The organism is Marinicella sediminis (assembly GCF_002000055.1).
Taxonomy (GTDB): domain Bacteria; phylum Pseudomonadota; class Gammaproteobacteria; order Xanthomonadales; family Marinicellaceae; genus Marinicella; species Marinicella sediminis.
Genome location: NZ_MVBD01000003.1, coordinates 287,203 through 304,580 on the forward strand (window position 1 = coordinate 287,203; position 17,378 = coordinate 304,580).

Annotated in this window: 14 protein-coding genes; 12 read left to right on the forward strand and 2 right to left on the reverse strand. The window is 52.2% G+C overall.

What is annotated here, in order from left to right; all coding sequences use genetic code 11:
• Positions 1 to 153: 153 nt before the first annotated feature.
• From B0475_RS06075 to B0475_RS06095, 5 genes are read left to right on the forward strand one after another with little or no spacing between them, the layout of a single operon-like run.
• Positions 154 to 1,737, forward strand: coding sequence for a GMC family oxidoreductase (locus tag B0475_RS06075; protein WP_077410869.1), 1,584 nt, complete (start codon positions 154 to 156; stop codon positions 1,735 to 1,737).
• On the forward strand, positions 1,738 to 2,661 hold the full coding sequence (gene oppB / locus B0475_RS06080) for an oligopeptide ABC transporter permease OppB (protein WP_077410870.1): 924 nt from the start codon (positions 1,738 to 1,740) through the stop codon (positions 2,659 to 2,661).
• The gene (locus B0475_RS06085) at positions 2,658 to 3,458 is read left to right on the forward strand and encodes an ABC transporter permease (RefSeq protein ID WP_077410871.1); all 801 of its coding nucleotides are present in this window, start codon (positions 2,658 to 2,660) and stop codon (positions 3,456 to 3,458) included. Before oppB ends, B0475_RS06085 begins: the two co-directional genes overlap by 4 nt.
• 21 nt (positions 3,459 to 3,479) lie before the next feature.
• Positions 3,480 to 5,198 carry an ABC transporter ATP-binding protein gene (locus tag B0475_RS06090; protein ID WP_077410872.1) on the forward strand — a complete coding sequence of 573 codons (1,719 nt, stop codon included), beginning with the start codon at positions 3,480 to 3,482 and terminating at the stop codon, positions 5,196 to 5,198.
• Complete coding sequence (locus B0475_RS06095; protein ID WP_077410873.1) at positions 5,195 to 5,704, forward strand: GNAT family N-acetyltransferase; 510 nt, start codon at positions 5,195 to 5,197, stop codon at positions 5,702 to 5,704. Before B0475_RS06090 ends, B0475_RS06095 begins: the two co-directional genes overlap by 4 nt.
• A gap of 26 nt (positions 5,705 to 5,730) precedes the next feature.
• Here B0475_RS06095 and B0475_RS06100 read toward each other — a convergent pair whose 3' ends face one another.
• Together B0475_RS06100 and B0475_RS06105 are read right to left on the reverse strand one after the other, a co-directional pair.
• Positions 5,731 to 6,864 (reverse strand): dipeptidase, encoded by a 1,134-nt coding sequence (locus B0475_RS06100; protein WP_077410874.1) that lies wholly within the window; start codon positions 6,862 to 6,864, stop codon positions 5,731 to 5,733.
• 16 nt (positions 6,865 to 6,880) lie between these two features.
• Positions 6,881 to 8,497 carry an amidohydrolase family protein gene (locus B0475_RS06105; protein ID WP_077410875.1) on the reverse strand — a complete coding sequence of 539 codons (1,617 nt, stop codon included), beginning with the start codon at positions 8,495 to 8,497 and terminating at the stop codon, positions 6,881 to 6,883.
• Between the two features lie 122 nt (positions 8,498 to 8,619).
• Here B0475_RS06105 and B0475_RS06110 point away from each other — a divergent pair, with 122 nt between their 5' ends.
• From B0475_RS06110 to argH, 7 genes are all read left to right on the forward strand, one after another.
• A complete protein-coding gene (locus B0475_RS06110) occupies positions 8,620 to 9,519 on the forward strand; it encodes a LysR family transcriptional regulator (RefSeq protein WP_077410876.1) in 900 nt (299 codons plus the stop codon).
• 328 nt (positions 9,520 to 9,847) lie between these two features.
• A complete protein-coding gene (locus B0475_RS06115; RefSeq protein ID WP_077410877.1) occupies positions 9,848 to 10,867 on the forward strand; it encodes an N-acetylornithine carbamoyltransferase in 1,020 nt (339 codons plus the stop codon).
• Positions 10,864 to 12,090, forward strand: coding sequence for an argininosuccinate synthase domain-containing protein (locus B0475_RS06120; RefSeq protein WP_077410878.1), 1,227 nt, complete (start codon positions 10,864 to 10,866; stop codon positions 12,088 to 12,090). The genes B0475_RS06115 and B0475_RS06120 overlap by 4 nt, the downstream gene beginning before the upstream one ends.
• Entirely contained in the window at positions 12,087 to 13,205 is a 1,119-nt protein-coding gene (locus tag B0475_RS06125) for an acetylornithine deacetylase (RefSeq protein ID WP_077410879.1), read from the forward strand. Before B0475_RS06120 ends, B0475_RS06125 begins: the two co-directional genes overlap by 4 nt.
• Positions 13,202 to 14,575 carry an acetylglutamate kinase gene (locus tag B0475_RS06130; protein WP_157892742.1) on the forward strand — a complete coding sequence of 458 codons (1,374 nt, stop codon included), beginning with the start codon at positions 13,202 to 13,204 and terminating at the stop codon, positions 14,573 to 14,575. Before B0475_RS06125 ends, B0475_RS06130 begins: the two co-directional genes overlap by 4 nt.
• Positions 14,568 to 15,545: an N-acetyl-gamma-glutamyl-phosphate reductase gene (argC, locus tag B0475_RS06135; RefSeq protein ID WP_077410881.1), complete on the forward strand. Its 978-nt coding sequence runs from the start codon at positions 14,568 to 14,570 to the stop codon at positions 15,543 to 15,545. The genes B0475_RS06130 and argC overlap by 8 nt, the downstream gene beginning before the upstream one ends.
• The gene (gene argH / locus B0475_RS06140) at positions 15,542 to 16,855 is read left to right on the forward strand and encodes an argininosuccinate lyase (RefSeq protein WP_077410882.1); all 1,314 of its coding nucleotides are present in this window, start codon (positions 15,542 to 15,544) and stop codon (positions 16,853 to 16,855) included. The genes argC and argH overlap by 4 nt, the downstream gene beginning before the upstream one ends.
• Positions 16,856 to 17,378 lie beyond the last annotated feature (523 nt).

The following is a 17,378-nucleotide window of genomic DNA, read 5'->3' on the forward strand; positions in this document are numbered from 1 at the left end:
TCCAAAGCCTGTCACTGTGTGGCAGGCTTTTTTCATGTCAGTTTGATCTGCATCATGGTTTAACCCTTTTGCGTCCAGTTCTTGGCTATTTACCTGTTTTGTACATGGGCCTCAGGTATAATAACGAACGTTTGAACGATCAAAAAATAGAACTTGAAAGAATTTGACTACATTGTGGTTGGTGCCGGCTCAGCCGGCTGTGTGTTGGCCAACCGGTTATCCGCCGATCAAAACAACCGGGTGCTGCTGATCGAAGCAGGCAGTACTGATTGGAACCCATTGATTCATATGCCAGCCGGCCTGGCCAAGCTGGTAGGCATCAAATCCATCAACTGGGGGTATGACACCGCACCTGAACCACAGCTCAATAACCGTCGGTTGTACTGGCCGCGGGGTAAGGTGCTGGGTGGTTCATCATCGATCAATGCCATGTGCTATTGTCGTGGGCATCGCAAGGATTATGACTTGTGGGAAAGCATGGGTAATCCGGGTTGGGGCAGTAAAGATGTGCTGCCTTACTTCATGAAGAGTGAAAATAATCAACGTCTGCAGAATGAATTTCACAGTGGTGACGGCTTGCTGTGGGTGTCGGATCATATATACACCAACCCCCTGAGTGATGTTTTTCTGGCTGCGGCTGAAGAGGTGGGCTATGACCGCACAGATGACTTCAACGGACTCAGACAAAGGGGTTTTGGGTATTATCAGGTGACCCAAAAGAATGGCCAGCGGCACTCCACAGCCCAGGCGTTCCTGAAACCCGCAAAAAAACGTGACAATCTGACCGTCTGGACCAAAACCATGGCTGAACAAGTGATCCTGACCGGTAAAAAAGCCACCGGGCTGCGGGTGAGAAAGGGCGGCCAGTCAATGGCTGTCAAAGCCACCAAAGAAGTGATCCTCTCAGGTGGTGCGATCAACTCGCCACAATTGTTGATGCTGTCAGGCATTGGCCAGGCTGACGAACTGGCGGTACATGGCATTGATTGTGTTCATGAATTGCCCGGTGTGGGTAAAAATCTGCAGGACCACCTGGATGTTTGTCTGGTTCAGCGGTGTACCCAGAAAATCACCTATGATACCGTCAGCGAAGTGCTTTCCGGTTTGAAGTATTATTTGTTTAAAGAAGGACCTGGTACCAGTAACGTGGCTGAAGCGGGTGGTTTCTGGCAAAGCCCGCAGGCCCAAGATGACCGGCCTGATTTGCAATTTCATTTTGTACCGGCAATGCTGGATGATCATGGACGCAACCGCCTGAAAGGCAGTGGTTATACCCTTCATATGTGTGTGTTGCGCCCGGAAAGCCGGGGACAGATCACCCTGAAATCCACTGATCCGGCTGAACATCCGCAGATTGAAGCCAACTACCTGAGTGCTGAGCAGGATCTGCAACTGATGATCGAAGGTTTTAAAATTCAGCGCCGTATTTTTGGTGCTGGATCGTTCGATCCTTTTCGTGATGAAGAAATCTTCCCCGGCAGTGAGGTGCAGACCGACGAGCAGATCACGGAATTCATCCGAAATAAAGCCGAATCCATTTACCATCCCATCGGTACCTGCAAAATGGGCAGCGATGACATGGCTGTGGTTGATCACAATCTGCAGGTTCATGGGATTGAAGGTTTGCGGGTGGTGGATGCCTCAGCCATGCCGACCCTGGTATCTGGCAACACCAATGCACCAACCATCATGATGGCCGAAAAAATCAGCGATGTGATCCTTGGTGAAAGCCACTGAATGATCAGCCTGGTGGTCAGGAGGTTGCTGTGGGGTATTCCCGTACTGTGGCTGATCCTGACCCTGACTTTCTTTTTGCTCAGGGCAGCACCCGGTGGTCCCTTTGATCAGGAGCGCCAACTCAGCCCTCAGGTAGAACAACTGATCAACAGCAAATACCGCCTCGACCAACCGCTGAGTGAACAATACCTGAGCTACCTGAGTGATTTATTACAGGGCGATCTGGGGCCTTCTTTTCAATACGCTGATTTCACCGTCAATGAACTGATCTCATTGGGTTTGCCGGTTTCGCTGGAATTGGGCTTTTATGCCTTGCTGCTGGCTTTGTTGCTGGGTGTTGGTCTTGGATTGGTGGCCGCAGCTCAGGCCAATCGCTGGCCTGATCTGGTTGCTATGCTGGTGGCGGTGATCGGTATCAGCACACCCAATTTCGTGATTGCGCCATTACTGATCCTGGGACTGTCTGTTCACGCGGGTTGGCTACCGGTGGGAGGCTGGGGAGATGGTCAGTGGCAGCATTTGATTTTGCCGGTTCTCACTTTGAGTTTACCGTTTATAGCCGCCGTGGCCCGCATCACCCGAAGTGCCGTGTTAGAGGTGATGAGTCAGCCATTCATACAAACAGCCAGGGCGAAGGGTTTGTCCGCCAGTCATGTGTTGTTCAAACATGGTCTGCGTCCGGCCATGCTGCCAGTGGTCAGCTACCTGGGCCCGGCGGCAGTTGGTTTGATGACTGGTTCGGTGGTGATAGAACAGATTTTTGGTTTGCCTGGAATGGGTCGTTATTTTGTTCAGGGTGCTCTGAACCGCGATTATACCCTGGTGCTGGGTGTGGTGCTGGTGATTGGCTTGATGATGTTGTTGTTTAATTTGCTGGTGGACTTACTTTACCGGCTGATCGATCCGCGGGTGGCCAGCCGATGAAACTGAAACTGGGCATATGGATGTTGGTGATGGTGAATCTGCTGATCTGGTTGGGGCCGTTCTTCACTGTTCTGGACCCGGAAACCATCCATTGGGATCACATGGCAGTGAAACCTGATCAGACATTTTGGCTGGGTACTGATGTGATGGGCCGGGATTTATTCATCAGGACATTGTTGGGTGGGCAGGTATCCATTCTGGTTGGATTGGTGGCCAGCATGGTCAGTGTGTTCATTGGTGTGCTGTATGGCATGCTGGCTGGCTTTGTTGGTGGGCGTACAGATGCCATCATGATGCGTCTTGTGGATGTCTTGTATGCCTTGCCGTTTTTGTTTTTGGTGATCCTGTTATTGGTGTTCTTCGGTCAGCAGCTGTGGTTGTTGTTTGTCGCCATCGGTTGTTATTTGTGGCTGGACATGGCGCGCATTGTTCGGGGTCAGACGATGATGCTTAAACAACAGGCCTTTGTTGAATCGGCTGTGGCCCTTGGGCAGTCACAGGTGGTCATTTTACGGCGGCATGTGCTGCCTAACCTTATGGGCGTGGTGCTGGTTTATGCCACACTGATCATTCCTCAGGTGATCATGATTGAATCGTTTCTCAGCTTTCTGGGTCTGGGTGTGCAGGAGCCGATGACTTCCTGGGGAGCGCTGGTCAATGAGGGAGCCGGAAACATGGAGCTGGCGCCCTGGGCTTTGCTTTTTCCTGCTTTATTTTTGTCCTTTACACTGGTAGGATTCAACTTGCTGGGAGATGGGTTGCGGGATCGCTGGGACCCCTCTTGCCAAAAACAATAATTTGCCAGGAATGAGAGCCCCATGAGCCATGCCGACAACCAAGCACTGCTGAACATCAAACAATTATCGGTTGATTTCAACACCGATGAAGGCAGGACTCAGGCGGTCAGTGATCTTGATCTGGTCATTCAGCCGGGCCAAACGGTGGGGTTGGTCGGGGAAAGTGGTTCCGGAAAGTCGGTGACCGCATTATCCATCCTGGGCCTCATAAAGCAACCACCGGGCCGCATTACCAGTGGTCAGATTTGGTTTGGCGGGCAAGACCTGCTGACTTTGTCTGAAAAGCAATTGCGACCCATTCGGGGAAATGACATCTCGATGGTTTTTCAAGAGCCCATGACCTCACTGAATCCGGTTTTTCGGGTTGGGTATCAGATTGCTGAGGTGTTGCGGCTGCATCAAAAACTGAGTAAAAAAGCCGCCTGGCAGCGGACCATTGAGCTGCTTGATTGGGTGGGTATACCAGAACCCCATGTACGGGTCAGGAGCTACCCCCATGAATTGTCTGGTGGTCAGAAACAACGGGTGATGATCGCCATGGCGATTGCCTGTGAACCCCAATTGCTGATCTGTGATGAGCCCACCACGGCGCTGGATGTGACGATTCAACAACAGGTATTGAACCTGTTGCAGGATTTGCAGCGCCAGATGGGCATGAGCATGTTGTTCATCACCCATGACTTGGGTGTGATTGCCGATCTGGCAGATGAAGTGGTGGTGATGTACCGCAGCCAGAAAGTGGAACAAGCCAGCACTCGAAGTATTTTTTCCGGAGCCAGACATCCTTACAGCAAAGGCTTGCTGGCGTGTCGTCCTAAACTGCATGACAACCCTGGTCGCTTGTTGACCGTGGGTGATTACATGAGTGCCGATGGGCGGGAATTAGAACCGTCTGCTGAACAGCTTAAACCACAACAGAAAATCGATAAATCAGGGCAGCCTGTCTTGCTTGATGTGCGGGAATTGGCCACGCATTTTGTCCAAAAAAGCGGCTGGCTCCAACCTAAAAAACCACCCATCAAGGCCGTTGATGGTGTGAGTTTTACCGTCAGAAAAGGCGAAACCCTTGGTCTGGTTGGCGAATCAGGTTGTGGTAAAACCACCCTGGGCCGGACCATTTTGAGGTTACAGCAAGCCACAGCAGGCTCGGTCAGTTTCGATGGTATAGAGGTGTTTGATCAGTCGCCTGCACAGCTGCGTAAACTGCGTTCGCGCATGCAAATCATCTTCCAGGATCCGTATGGCTCACTGAATCCCCGGATGCCCGTAGGCCGGGCGGTGATGGAACCCATACAGTTGCACCAAAGTCAGCTGAACAGATCCCGGCAGGATGATCAGGTTTGCGAATTGTTTGTCCAGGTGGGGCTCAATCCTGACCAGCGACATCGCTATCCCCATGAGTTTTCCGGCGGTCAGCGACAGCGGATTGCCATTGCCAGGGCATTGGCGGTGGACCCGGAATTCATCATCTGTGATGAATCGGTGTCGGCCCTAGATGTTTCTGTGCAGGCTCAGGTGCTGAATCTTCTTTTGGATTTACAGGAGCAACGTGGCCTGACTTACATTTTCATTTCACATGACCTGTCGGTGGTGAATTTCATTGCTGACCGGGTGGGAGTGATGAATCAGGGTCGGTTGGTGGAGCTGGACACCGCAGAAAACATCTACCGCAATCCGCAAAATCCTTACACCCAACAGCTGTTGGATGCCATACCCAAAGGCAGACCTGAATGGTCATGAAACTGATAAAACCCGAAGTTCGCTATCAGGCCAGTTACGACGCCTATGTTAAAGAGTTGGGAAATGAATCCAGGCATCCTTTCCCACTGGATTTCGATCACCGTGATTTTCCCGCCTTACTGGACAAGATCAGGCATTATGAAACCAGTGATGATTTGCCTGAACCTTTTGAGCCCAGCAGCACGTTCTGGCTGGTGGAAGGTGATGAGATCCTTGGCATGTCAAACCTGCGACACCGCCTGAATGAAACATTACGGGATTCAGGCGGGCACATCGGCTTGGGCATCAGGCCTTCGAAACGTGGTCTGGGACTGGGTTCTGAATTGTTGGGGCTGACAGTAGAGCAAGCCCATCAAAAAGGCATCACACAGGTGCATGTGCACTGTTATGCAGACAATCAGGCCTCCGCCAATATGATCAAAGCCTGTGGTGGAGAGCTTGAATCAAGCACCGCAGATGGTGACCGACAAGTTCTGCGGTTTTTGATCACCCAACCGGTTGATTGATTATTTTGGTCCTGGCTGTTAGTACTTTAACCCCACACAGCCTGAAACAGGCGCAGGAAATTCATCCCCAATACGTTCTCAATCAACCGATCTGAGTGTCCCCGTTTGTGTAAACGCCAGGCAATCATGTCCATGCGGCGTTCTGAATTGAGTTGTGGAATGAAAGGTGGCCGGTTGGGGGTTTCCCCGGGTGCTGAGATGCCGGCGGCCTGTCTTCTCAGTACTTCCTGGCGGATCGATTCGCGGTACTCTGGGGTGTCATTGATTGGTTTGATGCCCTGATCGGTGCCAATGCCTACATGTTCTTCGCCACACACTTTGAGGGCGTGTTCTATGTGACCAATCACTGTGTCGGCACCAATTTCATGTTCCCCACCTTCCAAAAATGGCATCAGATAGACCCCGAACACACCGCCTTGATCTGCCAGTGATTTGAGGTCTTCGTCGTCGTTGTTTCTTGGGTGTTGATACAACGAGTTGCAACCACTGTGGGTGATCGCCACCGGTTGTTTGCTGTGCTTCATGGTTTGTTGTACTGTGGCTTTGGCGGCATGCGATAAGTCGATCAATACCCGTTCGGCATTCATCTGTTCAATGCCCTGGTATCCCAATGGACTGACCCCTTGGGCATTTTCGACAAGACAGCCATCAGCAAAATCACTGCGGCTGTTATAGCTCATCTGCATGATGCGTATCCCCAGGTTGCTGAATACCGATACGTTTTCAACCGTACCTTCAAACATCTCCGTGGACTGAAAGCCCATGATCAGACCCAGCTGTTGCTGCTTTTTGGCTTGCAGTAAATCCTCCACAGTACGGACCACCCTCACCTGTTCAGGGTAGCGGTTGGCCCAATCAAGACAAGAGGAAACATTCTTCACAGCCTGTTTAAAATCAGATCCCGGATACGTCACGGTCTCGTTGATGGCGGTGATGCCCGATTGACGGATGACTTTCAGGAATTCTTCCAGCTCCTCTGCCGGGGTATCCACCAAGCCTCTGACGGCAAAGCCCAGGCCGTCAATCACCAGCTTATTGTGATACGGTGCCCAGCTTTGTGCCGACTGGTCACTCATGGCCAGACTCTGAGCCGGTTTCAGGGCACTGGCGGCGATGAGCGAAGAATAGGTCAGAAATGTGCGTCTGTTGATGTCTGTCATGTGGTCTCTCACTGATTTATAACTGTGCCACACAGGTCAGTTCAACCCGTGCCCCCAATGCAAGGCCTGCCGCCGCAAAAGCGCTGCGGGCAGGTAAGGTCTGACCGAAAAATGTGCGGTATACTTCATTGGCCTGCCCCCATTCATTCATGTCTGCCAGCATCAGCGTACATTGCAGCAAGTCATCGAAATCCAGTTGCTGTTCCTGCAACACATGTCCGATGTTGATCATGGTTTGTTGCATCTCCGCTTTGATCCCGCCGGCAACCAGGGTTTTGGTACCTGGTACATTGCCTAACTGGCCGGACAGCCACAGTTGCCCCCCGCTTTTACGGGCTGCACTGAAAGGCAGTCCAGGGGGCATGCCACGATACACCATCTGACCATTTTTCAGCACATGTGACAGGCTGCTGAGGTGGCTGATGTTCGCGGTCGGGTCCTGATCAAACACCGCCAGATTGGCCTGTCTGCCGACTGTTATCTGACCATGTGTATCACCGATACCCAGCGCCAATGCAGCATGCCAGGTAGCCGCCTGAATGGCCTCTATGGGCTGCATGCCCACATCCTCTACCAACAGTTTGAGCTCACGGTACAGCATGGGTTCATCGGCCAGGTCTTGCACCGGAAAATCCGTGCCGGTGGTGATTTTGATGCCTTTTTGGTGGGCCGCTTTGGTCATGGCCTTGGCCAGTTCATAGCGTATCTGTGTCAGTTCTGACTGTTGACCCAACTGTTCAAAGATCACCAGAGTGGCATCGAGGATCACGTCCTGATCAAGCATCTGTGTCATGACTTGATGATGATCAGCGTTTGCCAAAATTTCTTGGAAGTCTCGTCCACCTTGTTCAAACCAGGCGGTCACGTCACGCTTGCTGGTACCGACAAGTCCATCGGCATGAGATACCACTTGTACCCCGGCGTTGATTGCATCCAGTGGAGTGGCTGGATAAATATAGGTATGAGACCACACCTGAATGCCTTGTTTGTGGGCTTCGTTCACCAGCGGTTCAAGGATGTCACCCGGCAATTCACGATAGATTTTGATGCCGGTGGCACCGATGCCTTGTGCCTGTTGAATGATTTGTGTCCAGTCTGAATCATGGGTGATGGCTCTGATCCAGGGTACCGTGCCCGATTGATGCCCCTTGCTGGAAGCTACGGTACGCGGATCGGTGAAAAATTCAGGTCCAGCGATGATGGCAGAATAATAGATGTCCGGAGCCTGAATGTTGTCAAGCAGGGCTTCACGTTTGTATCCCATCAACAGCCGCGCATCACCACCCATGTCACGGACTGCGGTGATCCCGTGCCTTACATAATGTTGGTAAAACTGCATGGTGCGCGACCGGTTGTCATGGTGCTCGGGATCGGTGGCATGGTGCACATGAGCATCGATCAAACCTGGGGTGACAAACTTGCCACTGAAATCCAGACGGGTGATGTCGTTGGGAATACTTTTTCGGGCTTTGTGGTCTGGATAGATGGCTTTGATCTGTTGACCGGAAATCCACACGGTCTGTTCGTGATTGACCGTCAGATTGCCGACATCAACCACCGACACATGTTCCAGCACCAGATCTCCGGCGTGGACAGCGGTCACCATCAACATCAACACAAGGGCTTTGATCATGCAAACTTCCGGGGAATCAAAAGGTCATTGTCCCAAACTCTGAAAGCCAATGCCAAAGTTTTAAAGTTTACAGAGCATAAACATAAAGTTTACAATGGCATGTAATCCATCCAGGTGGTGACATGCTTGACATCAAAAAATCCAGGGCCTTTTGTGCCATTGTTGAACACATGAGTTTCAGAAAAGCGGCCACCACTGTGGGGGTGTCACCGACCATGATGAGCAAATACCTGAAAGGACTGGAATCAGATGTCGGTTGTCACCTGATCAACCGCAATACCCGAGCCATCAGCCTCACCGATGTCGGTCGCGAATATCACCGTCGGATCAAACCCATACTGCTGGAACTGGATCAACTCAATCAACAGATGTCCGCCTATGCCGGTGAAGTCCGGGGCCATTTAAAGATCACCGCCACCATTGAATTCGGAGGCATTTATCTGGCTGAAGTGATCAAGCAATACCGCCAACAACATCCGCAGGTCAGTCTGGACTTTATCCTCACCAACCGCACCCTGGGTTTGTTTGATGAAGACATTGATCTGGCCATTCGGGTGGCACCCAAATTACCTGATTCGGGCCTGATTGCGATTCCCATTTGTCAAACCCACTTACGCACCTGGGCATCGCCCGGCTACCTTAAACGTTGCGGTGTGCCCAGAGACATGACTGCGCTGAAGCAACACGCCTGTTTGTTTTTTTCCGAGACCCCGAGGAAAAACAGTTGGTTGTTTCAGGTTGACGGTTGCGTCACAGAACAGCAGCTGCCCTGGCAGTGGCGCACCGACAATGGTCGCTTGCTGAATGAAGCTGCAGCCAACGACATGGGCATCATCCAGGCACCTGACTATTCAGTCAGTGAGTATGTGAAAAAAGGTGAGCTGATTGAAGTATTGGCCGATTACCGACTTGAGCCATTTAACATTTGTGCGCTGTACCCACAACGCAACAGCGTGTCACCCAAGCTGACCCGTTTCATCCAATTGTTGAAAATGCATTTCAATGAACAGCCATTGTGGTGAGGCCCCATGAGGCAGAAAAAACCCCCACATAACAAAAAAACATTTGCCATGGTGTTTCAAAGCGTGTTACGTTACGCACAAATCACAGTAAATAACACATGACACAACAACTCGACAACCTGTTTAATTTAAACAATGCACCGGCTCAAAGCAGTGCAGTGGTTGTTCGTCGTCGCCGTCCGGTAAAGCGTATGGAGCTCTTTGGTTAGGCGTGTGATTCAGTAAAATAAAGAATTTAAAAACCCGGCCAAAGAGCCGGGTTTTTTTATACCCTGCTTTTTGGCTTTATCAAGAGACACCAACTGGTGTCTTAAAACAGGAAAAAACGATGATAAAGCATTTTCTCAGCACCGAAGACTGGCCTCAGGGAGACCTGGAGGACCTGTTGACTGACGCCGGCTACCTCAAAGCCAATCCCATTCACAACCACTTACAGGGTAAATCCATCGCCTTGTTGTTTCTTAATCCATCGATGCGTACCCGCACCTCTTTCGAACTGGGCATGCAACAACTGGGCGGCACCGCCATCGTCTTACAGCCGGGTCAGGATGCCTGGGGCATTGAATTTGAGCCTGGTGTGGTGATGGATGGTGACGCTGAAGAGCACATCAAAGAAGTGGCCGGGGTGCTCTCTTCCTATGTGGACATGATCGCCATCCGGGCCTTTCCTGAATTCAAAGACTGGTCGCAGGATCGCCTGGACCACAAAATCAAAGGTCTGGCCGCCCATGCCACAGTCCCGGTGATCAACATGGAAACCATTGTCCACCCCTGTCAGGAGCTGGCATTGATGATGACCATCAAAAACCACCTGAAAACCGTACACAGGAAAAAATTCCTGCTCACCTGGACCTATCATCCGAAACCTCTGAACACCGCAGTGGCCAACTCAGGACTGTTGATTGCTTCTAAATTTGGCATGGACGTGACCCTGCTGTGTCCCAATGAGCATTATCTGCTGGATGACCATTACCTCAAAGCAGCTCAGGCCCAATGCGCGGCCCATGGAGCGACTTTTACCGTGACCCATGACATCAAAGCGGCCTATCAGGGCGCTGATTATGTGTACGCCAAAAGTTGGGGAGCCTTGCCTTTTTATGGTGATCCGACGGCTGAATTGGCCGAGCGGGAACCTAACAAACATTTTATGGTGGATGGCGCCAAGATGGCACTGACCAACAACGCCCGATTCAGCCACTGTTTGCCATTGAGGCGCAACATCAAAGCCACCGACGAGGTGATGGATGCTGATTATTGTGTGGCGCTGGAGGAAGCGGAAAACCGACTGCATGTACAAAAAGCATTGATGCTCAATCTAATGAACCAATCACTTAAAGAACAGGAATGACCATGAACTCAATTAATTCTGAATCGAACAAAACCATCGTGCTGGCTTTTTCAGGTGGACTGGACACCAGTTTCTGCCTCCATCAACTGGCCAGCCAGGGTCATCAGGTCCACACCGTACTGGTGGATGCCGGTGGCATGTCGGCCCAGGAGCTGAAGGCCATTGAAGCCAACGCCCTGAAGCTGGGTGCTCATCAGCACCACACCATCAACGCCCAACAAGCCATCTGGGACGAATTTGTGGTTCCGCTGATCTGGTCCAAAGCCCGCATGCGGGGTGAATATCCGTTGCTCTGTTCAGATCGATATGTCATTGTCAGCTTATGTTTACAGCTGTGTGATGAGCTGAACACCCCGTATTTTGCCCACGGCTGTACGGCCATGGGCAACGATCAATTCCGCTTTGATCAGACCGTACACTCGCTGGGCGATTACCAAATCATCGCCCCGATCAGGGACCTGCAGGCCGAAGTCACTGGCAACGTCCGGGATCATGAATTGGCGGTGCTGGGTGCCGCTGGCTTTGTCATGTCCAGCCAACACCAGCATTATTCCATCAATGAAAACATGTTGGGTGTGACCATTTCCGGCAGCGAAATCGATGCCTTTCAGGCGCCGACTGAAGCCAGTGCCAGCTGGGTGAAGGCCAAAGCGGATTGGCCGGCCACCCCGGGCCAATGGCAACTGACCTTTGCACAAGGCGTGTTGACTCAGTTGAATGGCCAGGCCATCGAAGGACCTGAGTTGTTGCAGCAACTGAACCAGCAACTGGCAGCTTATGGGATTGGCCGGCACATCTACACCGGTGATGTCAGTGTCGGACTGAAAGGCCGCATCGTCTTTGAGTGTCCGGGCATCGATGGTCTGATGATGGCCCACAAAGCGCTTGAGGATCTGGTCAACTCCAAATGGCAGAACCAGTTCCGCACCCAGGTGGCTGAGCGCTGGGCCGAGCTGGTCTATCAGGGTTTTTTCTATGAACCGCACAAAGCCGATCTGGAAGCTTACCTGCAAAACTCACAGTCACACATCAGCGGTACAGTGACCCTTGAAACCGCCGGTGGCAGTTTGCTGGCCACTGCAGTGGATTCGCCTTATATCGTCCAGGACCAGAATGCGGTTTATGCACAATCTTGTGATTGGTCACCGGAAGAAGCCCTTGGTTTCATTAAACTCACCGGGCAGGGTGCCACCCTGGTCAATCAGGTCAGGAGGGCGTCATGACACAGGCAGCCAGACAAACTTCAGGTAAGGTCAATCAAGCCTCTATTCAACAAAGCATAGAACAACATCTGGCGATGTTAATCAGTCACGATACCTGTAACCCGCCACGTGAAATTTGTTTTACCGATCCGCTATTCATCGGGTTGGAACGGTTCTTCAAAGCCTGGGGTTTCAAAGTTACCATGGCTGACTTTGCTGACGGCCGGGTGGCCTTTTATGCCCTGAGGGGGCAGCCCAAAGTGCTGTTCAATGTGCACCTGGACACGGTACCAGTCAGTGATGACTGGCGGCATGATCCGTTCACTCTGGTCAAGGAGAATAACCGATATCATGGCCGCGGGGTATGCGACATCAAAGGTGCTGCTGCCTGCCTGATGGCCTTGGCGGAGCGGTCATCTGCAGACATGGCGGTGTTGTTCACCACTGATGAGGAAGGTACCAACAGTTGCTGTGTTGAACAGTTCATCAGTGGCCATGATTTGTCAGTCTTTCACCAGGTGGTGGTGGCTGAACCGACTGGTTGTCATGCGGTGCTGGAACACCGGGGCTATGCCTCCGCGCATGGTGAATTCAGCGGCATCAGTGGTCATTCTTCATCACTCAATGCACTGGCTGGTAATGCCGTCCATCAAGCCGCTCAATGGCTGAACCAGGCCACTGGATTTGCTGCCAATGCCCGAACTAAAGACAATCCGGCTGGGGTGTGTTTCAACCTCGGTTACATCACCGGTGGAGAAAAGAACAACATGATTGCTGCGTCTTGTCAACTGGGATTCAGTGTCAGGGTTCCGGCCGGGCAGTCTTCACAGGGGGTCTATCAGCAGCTGACCAAAGGGCTGGATAATCACGCCAGCTGGTACACGTCTATGCTGGCTCCAGCCTTGCCGGAACAGGCCGGCATGAGTGTCGAATCACTGGCCTTTTGTCAAAAGCATGATCTGCCCGTTGGTCAGCCGGTGGATTTCTGGACTGAAGCCGCATTGTTCAGCCAGGCGGGAATACCAGCCTTGGTGCTGGGGCCTGGAGACATAGCTCAGGCGCACACGGTGGATGAATGGGTGGCAGAGGAGCAGTTGCTGAATTGTTATCACTTGTATGCGGGGTTGCTGTCATGAAAACACTGAATGCTGCCCAAAGTTCTCCCAAACAGATCATCCAGAGTGCTTTGCATCAATTGACCAACAGTCAGGAGGCCAGGCACTATCTGCAACGTTATCACGCCCAGGATGACCTCAGGTTCGCGGTGGTCAAGGTCGGTGGCGGTATCCTTGCCCATGAACTTGAACAACTGGCTGAATCATTGGCCCTGTTGGCCAACCTCGGTCTGACGCCCATTGTGGTGCATGGGGCCGGTGAACAAATTGATCAGGGGCTTGCACAAGCAGGGATCGTCAGCCAGAAAAAATCCGGTTTCCGCGTTACCGATGAAGCCAGCATGGCGGTGATCAGGCCGATCATGTACCAGGTTAATCAACAACTGGTGGCTGCCATTGAACAACAGGGTGTGCGTGCCAATGGTGTGGTGCATGGGGTGTTTGAATGTGATTATCTTGATCAGGCTGAACTGGGTTTGGTTGGCGAAGTGCACAAAGTGCATTTGTCACCGATCCGTCAGGCCCTTCACAGTGGAGCCATACCGGTGCTCAGCTGCCTGGGAGAAACCGGCAGTGGGCAAGTGATGAACATCAATGCCGATGTGGCCACCCGCGAACTGGTCTGGCAGATCAATCCGCACAAAATCCTGTTCGTCACGCCCACCGGCGGGGTATTGGATGGTGATGACAAGTTAATCTCCGCCATCCAGTTAAACAATGACCTGGCCCACATGCTTAAGCAGGACTGGCTGCATTCGGGTATGTTGCTTAAGTTGCAGCAAATCCAGGAGATGCTTGAACCCCTGGGAGCGGGTCACTCAGTATCCATCACTTCAAGTCAGAACCTGGCCCGGGAGCTGTTCACTCATCAAGGGGCTGGGACTTTCATCAATCTGGGTGAAGCGATTCATGAGCATTCATCCATGACAGGCGAACTGGAAACGGTGCTCAATGCTTTGTTTGAACAGGCTTTTGAACGTCAGTTCAGACCGGGCTTTCTGTCCTCACTGCCCATCACCGCGATTTACCTGGCCGAATCTCACCGGGCCGCAGCTGTGGTCACAGAGGGTTTTCGGGGCCATGCCTATCTGCATAAATTTGCAGTCACCCCGGAAGCCCGGGGTGAAGGCCTGGCCGGGGCGTTATGGCAACAAATCAAAGCCAATCATCCACAACTGTACTGGCGCTCAAGGCTCAGCAATCCAGTTAACAACTGGTATTTCAAGCAAGCCGATGCCTCAATCAAGTCCACTGATCCCGATCATTCATGGGTGGGGTTTTCCTGTGGCTTCTTTCCTGCAGAATCAATGGCCTGTCTGCAACAGGCCTTTGCCGAAGACGCCGGATGGCAATCTGACGACCTGAATCAACAGGAGGTGAAACATGCCTGAACTCATCAAAGCCGCCATCCTCGGTGCCCGGGGATATGTGGGTGTGGAGCTGATTCAATTGCTGGATGCCCATCCCAAAGTTCAACTGACTGCGGTTTATTCCAGGTCCTATGCCGGCCAGCCCGTGCATCAGGTGGTACAGGGCTACTCTGATCAGCAACTGATTTATGAAACCGGGGATTTTAACCAATTGGCTGAACAGTCGCTGGATGTGTTGTTTGTGGCCTTGCCCGATGGGCTGGCTGTCAGGCATCAGAAACTCTGGCAACAGATGGCACCTGACACCCTGATCATTGACCTCAGTGCCGATCATCGTTTTGATGATGGCTGGGTGTATGGACAACCTGAGACCAACCAGGCTGCGTTGTCCGGCGCCCGGCTGATCGCCAATCCGGGTTGTTATGCCACGGGCATGCAATTGGGACTCAAGCCTTTGTTGTCGTATCTGCTGCCAGCAGACCTGGATGTGCCAACTGCCTTTGGGGTATCTGGTTACAGCGGTGCGGGGACCACGCCATCGGATAAAAACAATCCTCAACGCCTGGCTGATAACCTGTTGGCCTACAAACCCACTGACCACACCCATGAGCGGGAGGTCAGCCATGTATTGGAACACACCATCCGTTTTATGCCTCATGTGGCGGCTCATTTCAGAGGCATTCATCTGACCTTATCAGGTAAATTAAACCTGTCGTTGTCGGCAAACGAAGTCCGGAAACTGTTCATCAACCATTACCAGGAACATCCGTTGATCCAAGTAGAGCGGGCTGCTCCGGAAATCCAACAGGTGGCCAACAGTCATGATTTGATCATCGGTGGCTTTGCCTGCTCGACGAGTGAGCCAGGACACCTGGTGTGGAACGTTTGCCTGGATAATCTACTCAAAGGTGCCGCAACCCAGGCCGTACAAAATATGAACCTGGCGCTGGCCGTCAGTCACCAAACCAAAGCTTATGAGGGGATTTTATGAATGTGCACAAAAACAAAGGGCCCACAAACGTGCTCTGGTCCGGGGATCAGCAATCCATGCCACCTGAAGTCATGGCTTTTCTGGCGGGTGAAGACGTCCGCCTGGATCGGGCTTTGTTTGTCTATGACATTCAGGGTACCCGGGCACATCTGATCGGGCTGGCTGAAATCGGCATCATCAGCGATGCAGAACTGAATCAGTTCAAACAGGCACTGGAGGATTTGCAACAGGTCTATGCAAGCGGTGAATTCGTGCTCGACCAGCGCTTTGAGGACGGACATTCTGCCATCGAGTTTTTCCTTACCGAACAACTTGGAGCGCTGGGCAAGAAAGCCCACACCGGCCGCTCCAGAAATGACCAGGTACTGACCTGTTTGCGTCTGTTTATGCAGGATCAGCTGGATGAATTGAGTGATCAGGTCAGCGGTGTGATCGAACAACTGTTCTCTATGGCGGAGGCCAACCAGAACACACTGATGCCCGGTTACACTCATCTGCAGCGGGCCATGCCCAACACCGTGGCCGTGTGGTTACTCGGCCTGGCCGAAAGCCTGTTGGATGACCTCGAACACCTGAATGGGTTGAAAAAGTTACTGAACTCGTCACCATTGGGCACAGCCGCTGGTTTTGGTGTGCCGTTGCCCCTGGCTCGGGAAACCAGTGCCGCGGCCATGGGTTTTGCTCGGGTGCAGATCAACCCGGTGAGCACCCAGAATTCCAGGGGAAAATATGAGCTGATGGTACTGCATGGCTTGTCATACCTATTGACTGATGTGCGCCGATTTGCCTGGGATCTGAGTTTATACATGACCAGTGAATTTGATTTCGTGGGTCTGCAAAGCAGCCATACCACTGGTTCCTCAATCATGCCCAACAAAAACAACCCCGATGTGGTCGAATTGATGCGTGCATCGGTGGCTGTGGTCGATGGTGCCGTGGCTCAGGTGCAGTCATTGTTATCGCTGCCAGGTGGTTATCAAAGGGACCTGCAGCTGAGCAAAGAACCACTGATCAAAGGCATGCAGGCCACCCGTGAAGTCATCGGTTTGTTGCCTGGTTTGTTGGGTGCTGTGGTCTTCAAAAAAGACCACATGCGCACCGCCATCAGCCCTGAAATGATGGCCACCGATCAGGCCCTGCACAAAGTGGGACAAGGCCAGAGTTTTCGTGAAGCTTATCTGGACTCCAAACAGGACCATGAGTTGGTGATCACTCCGGAAGATTCTATCAAATCCCGGGTGTCCCTCGGCGGTGCAGCCAACCTGGGCCTGGAGCTGATGAAGTCAAGGCTGGAAAAGCTCACAGCATAAGCGACAGTGCATCGAGGGGTTTGCGTTTCGTCCCCGGGCTTGGCCCGGGGGGCTCAGAAAGGTAACCCGGCCTTCAATTAGCCCAAATTGCGGCACAGGCTGCAACGCAGCCTCTTGCCAATAATCATGCCAGACAGCTTATGGTCAATACCGGTTCAGGCTTAGCAGATGCTGCACACCTTGTCCTTCAGCGCGCGCGAAGCACGACAAATTCCATTCGCTGGCCTGACAACATGTTCAGCGCGCAGCCACACCTCAACAGACTGAACCATGACAGCGACAGATGACTTTTTCCGGAGTCTGAATCAACGACCGGTTAAACAGTGATTGCCTTGTGTTTGAAACCACATGGGACTGTAGTCCCAATTGATGGTTAAAAAACCGGTTCGGCGGTGCTGATGACAGGATTTATTTGCTTCTCCCTGTTAATCTGTCATTGTGAGCGGCTGGCGCGGTAGTCTCATGAATCCGGATAGTCGATTGGGTGTTGCCGAGGTCGTTCCTCGCTCGCAATGACATCATT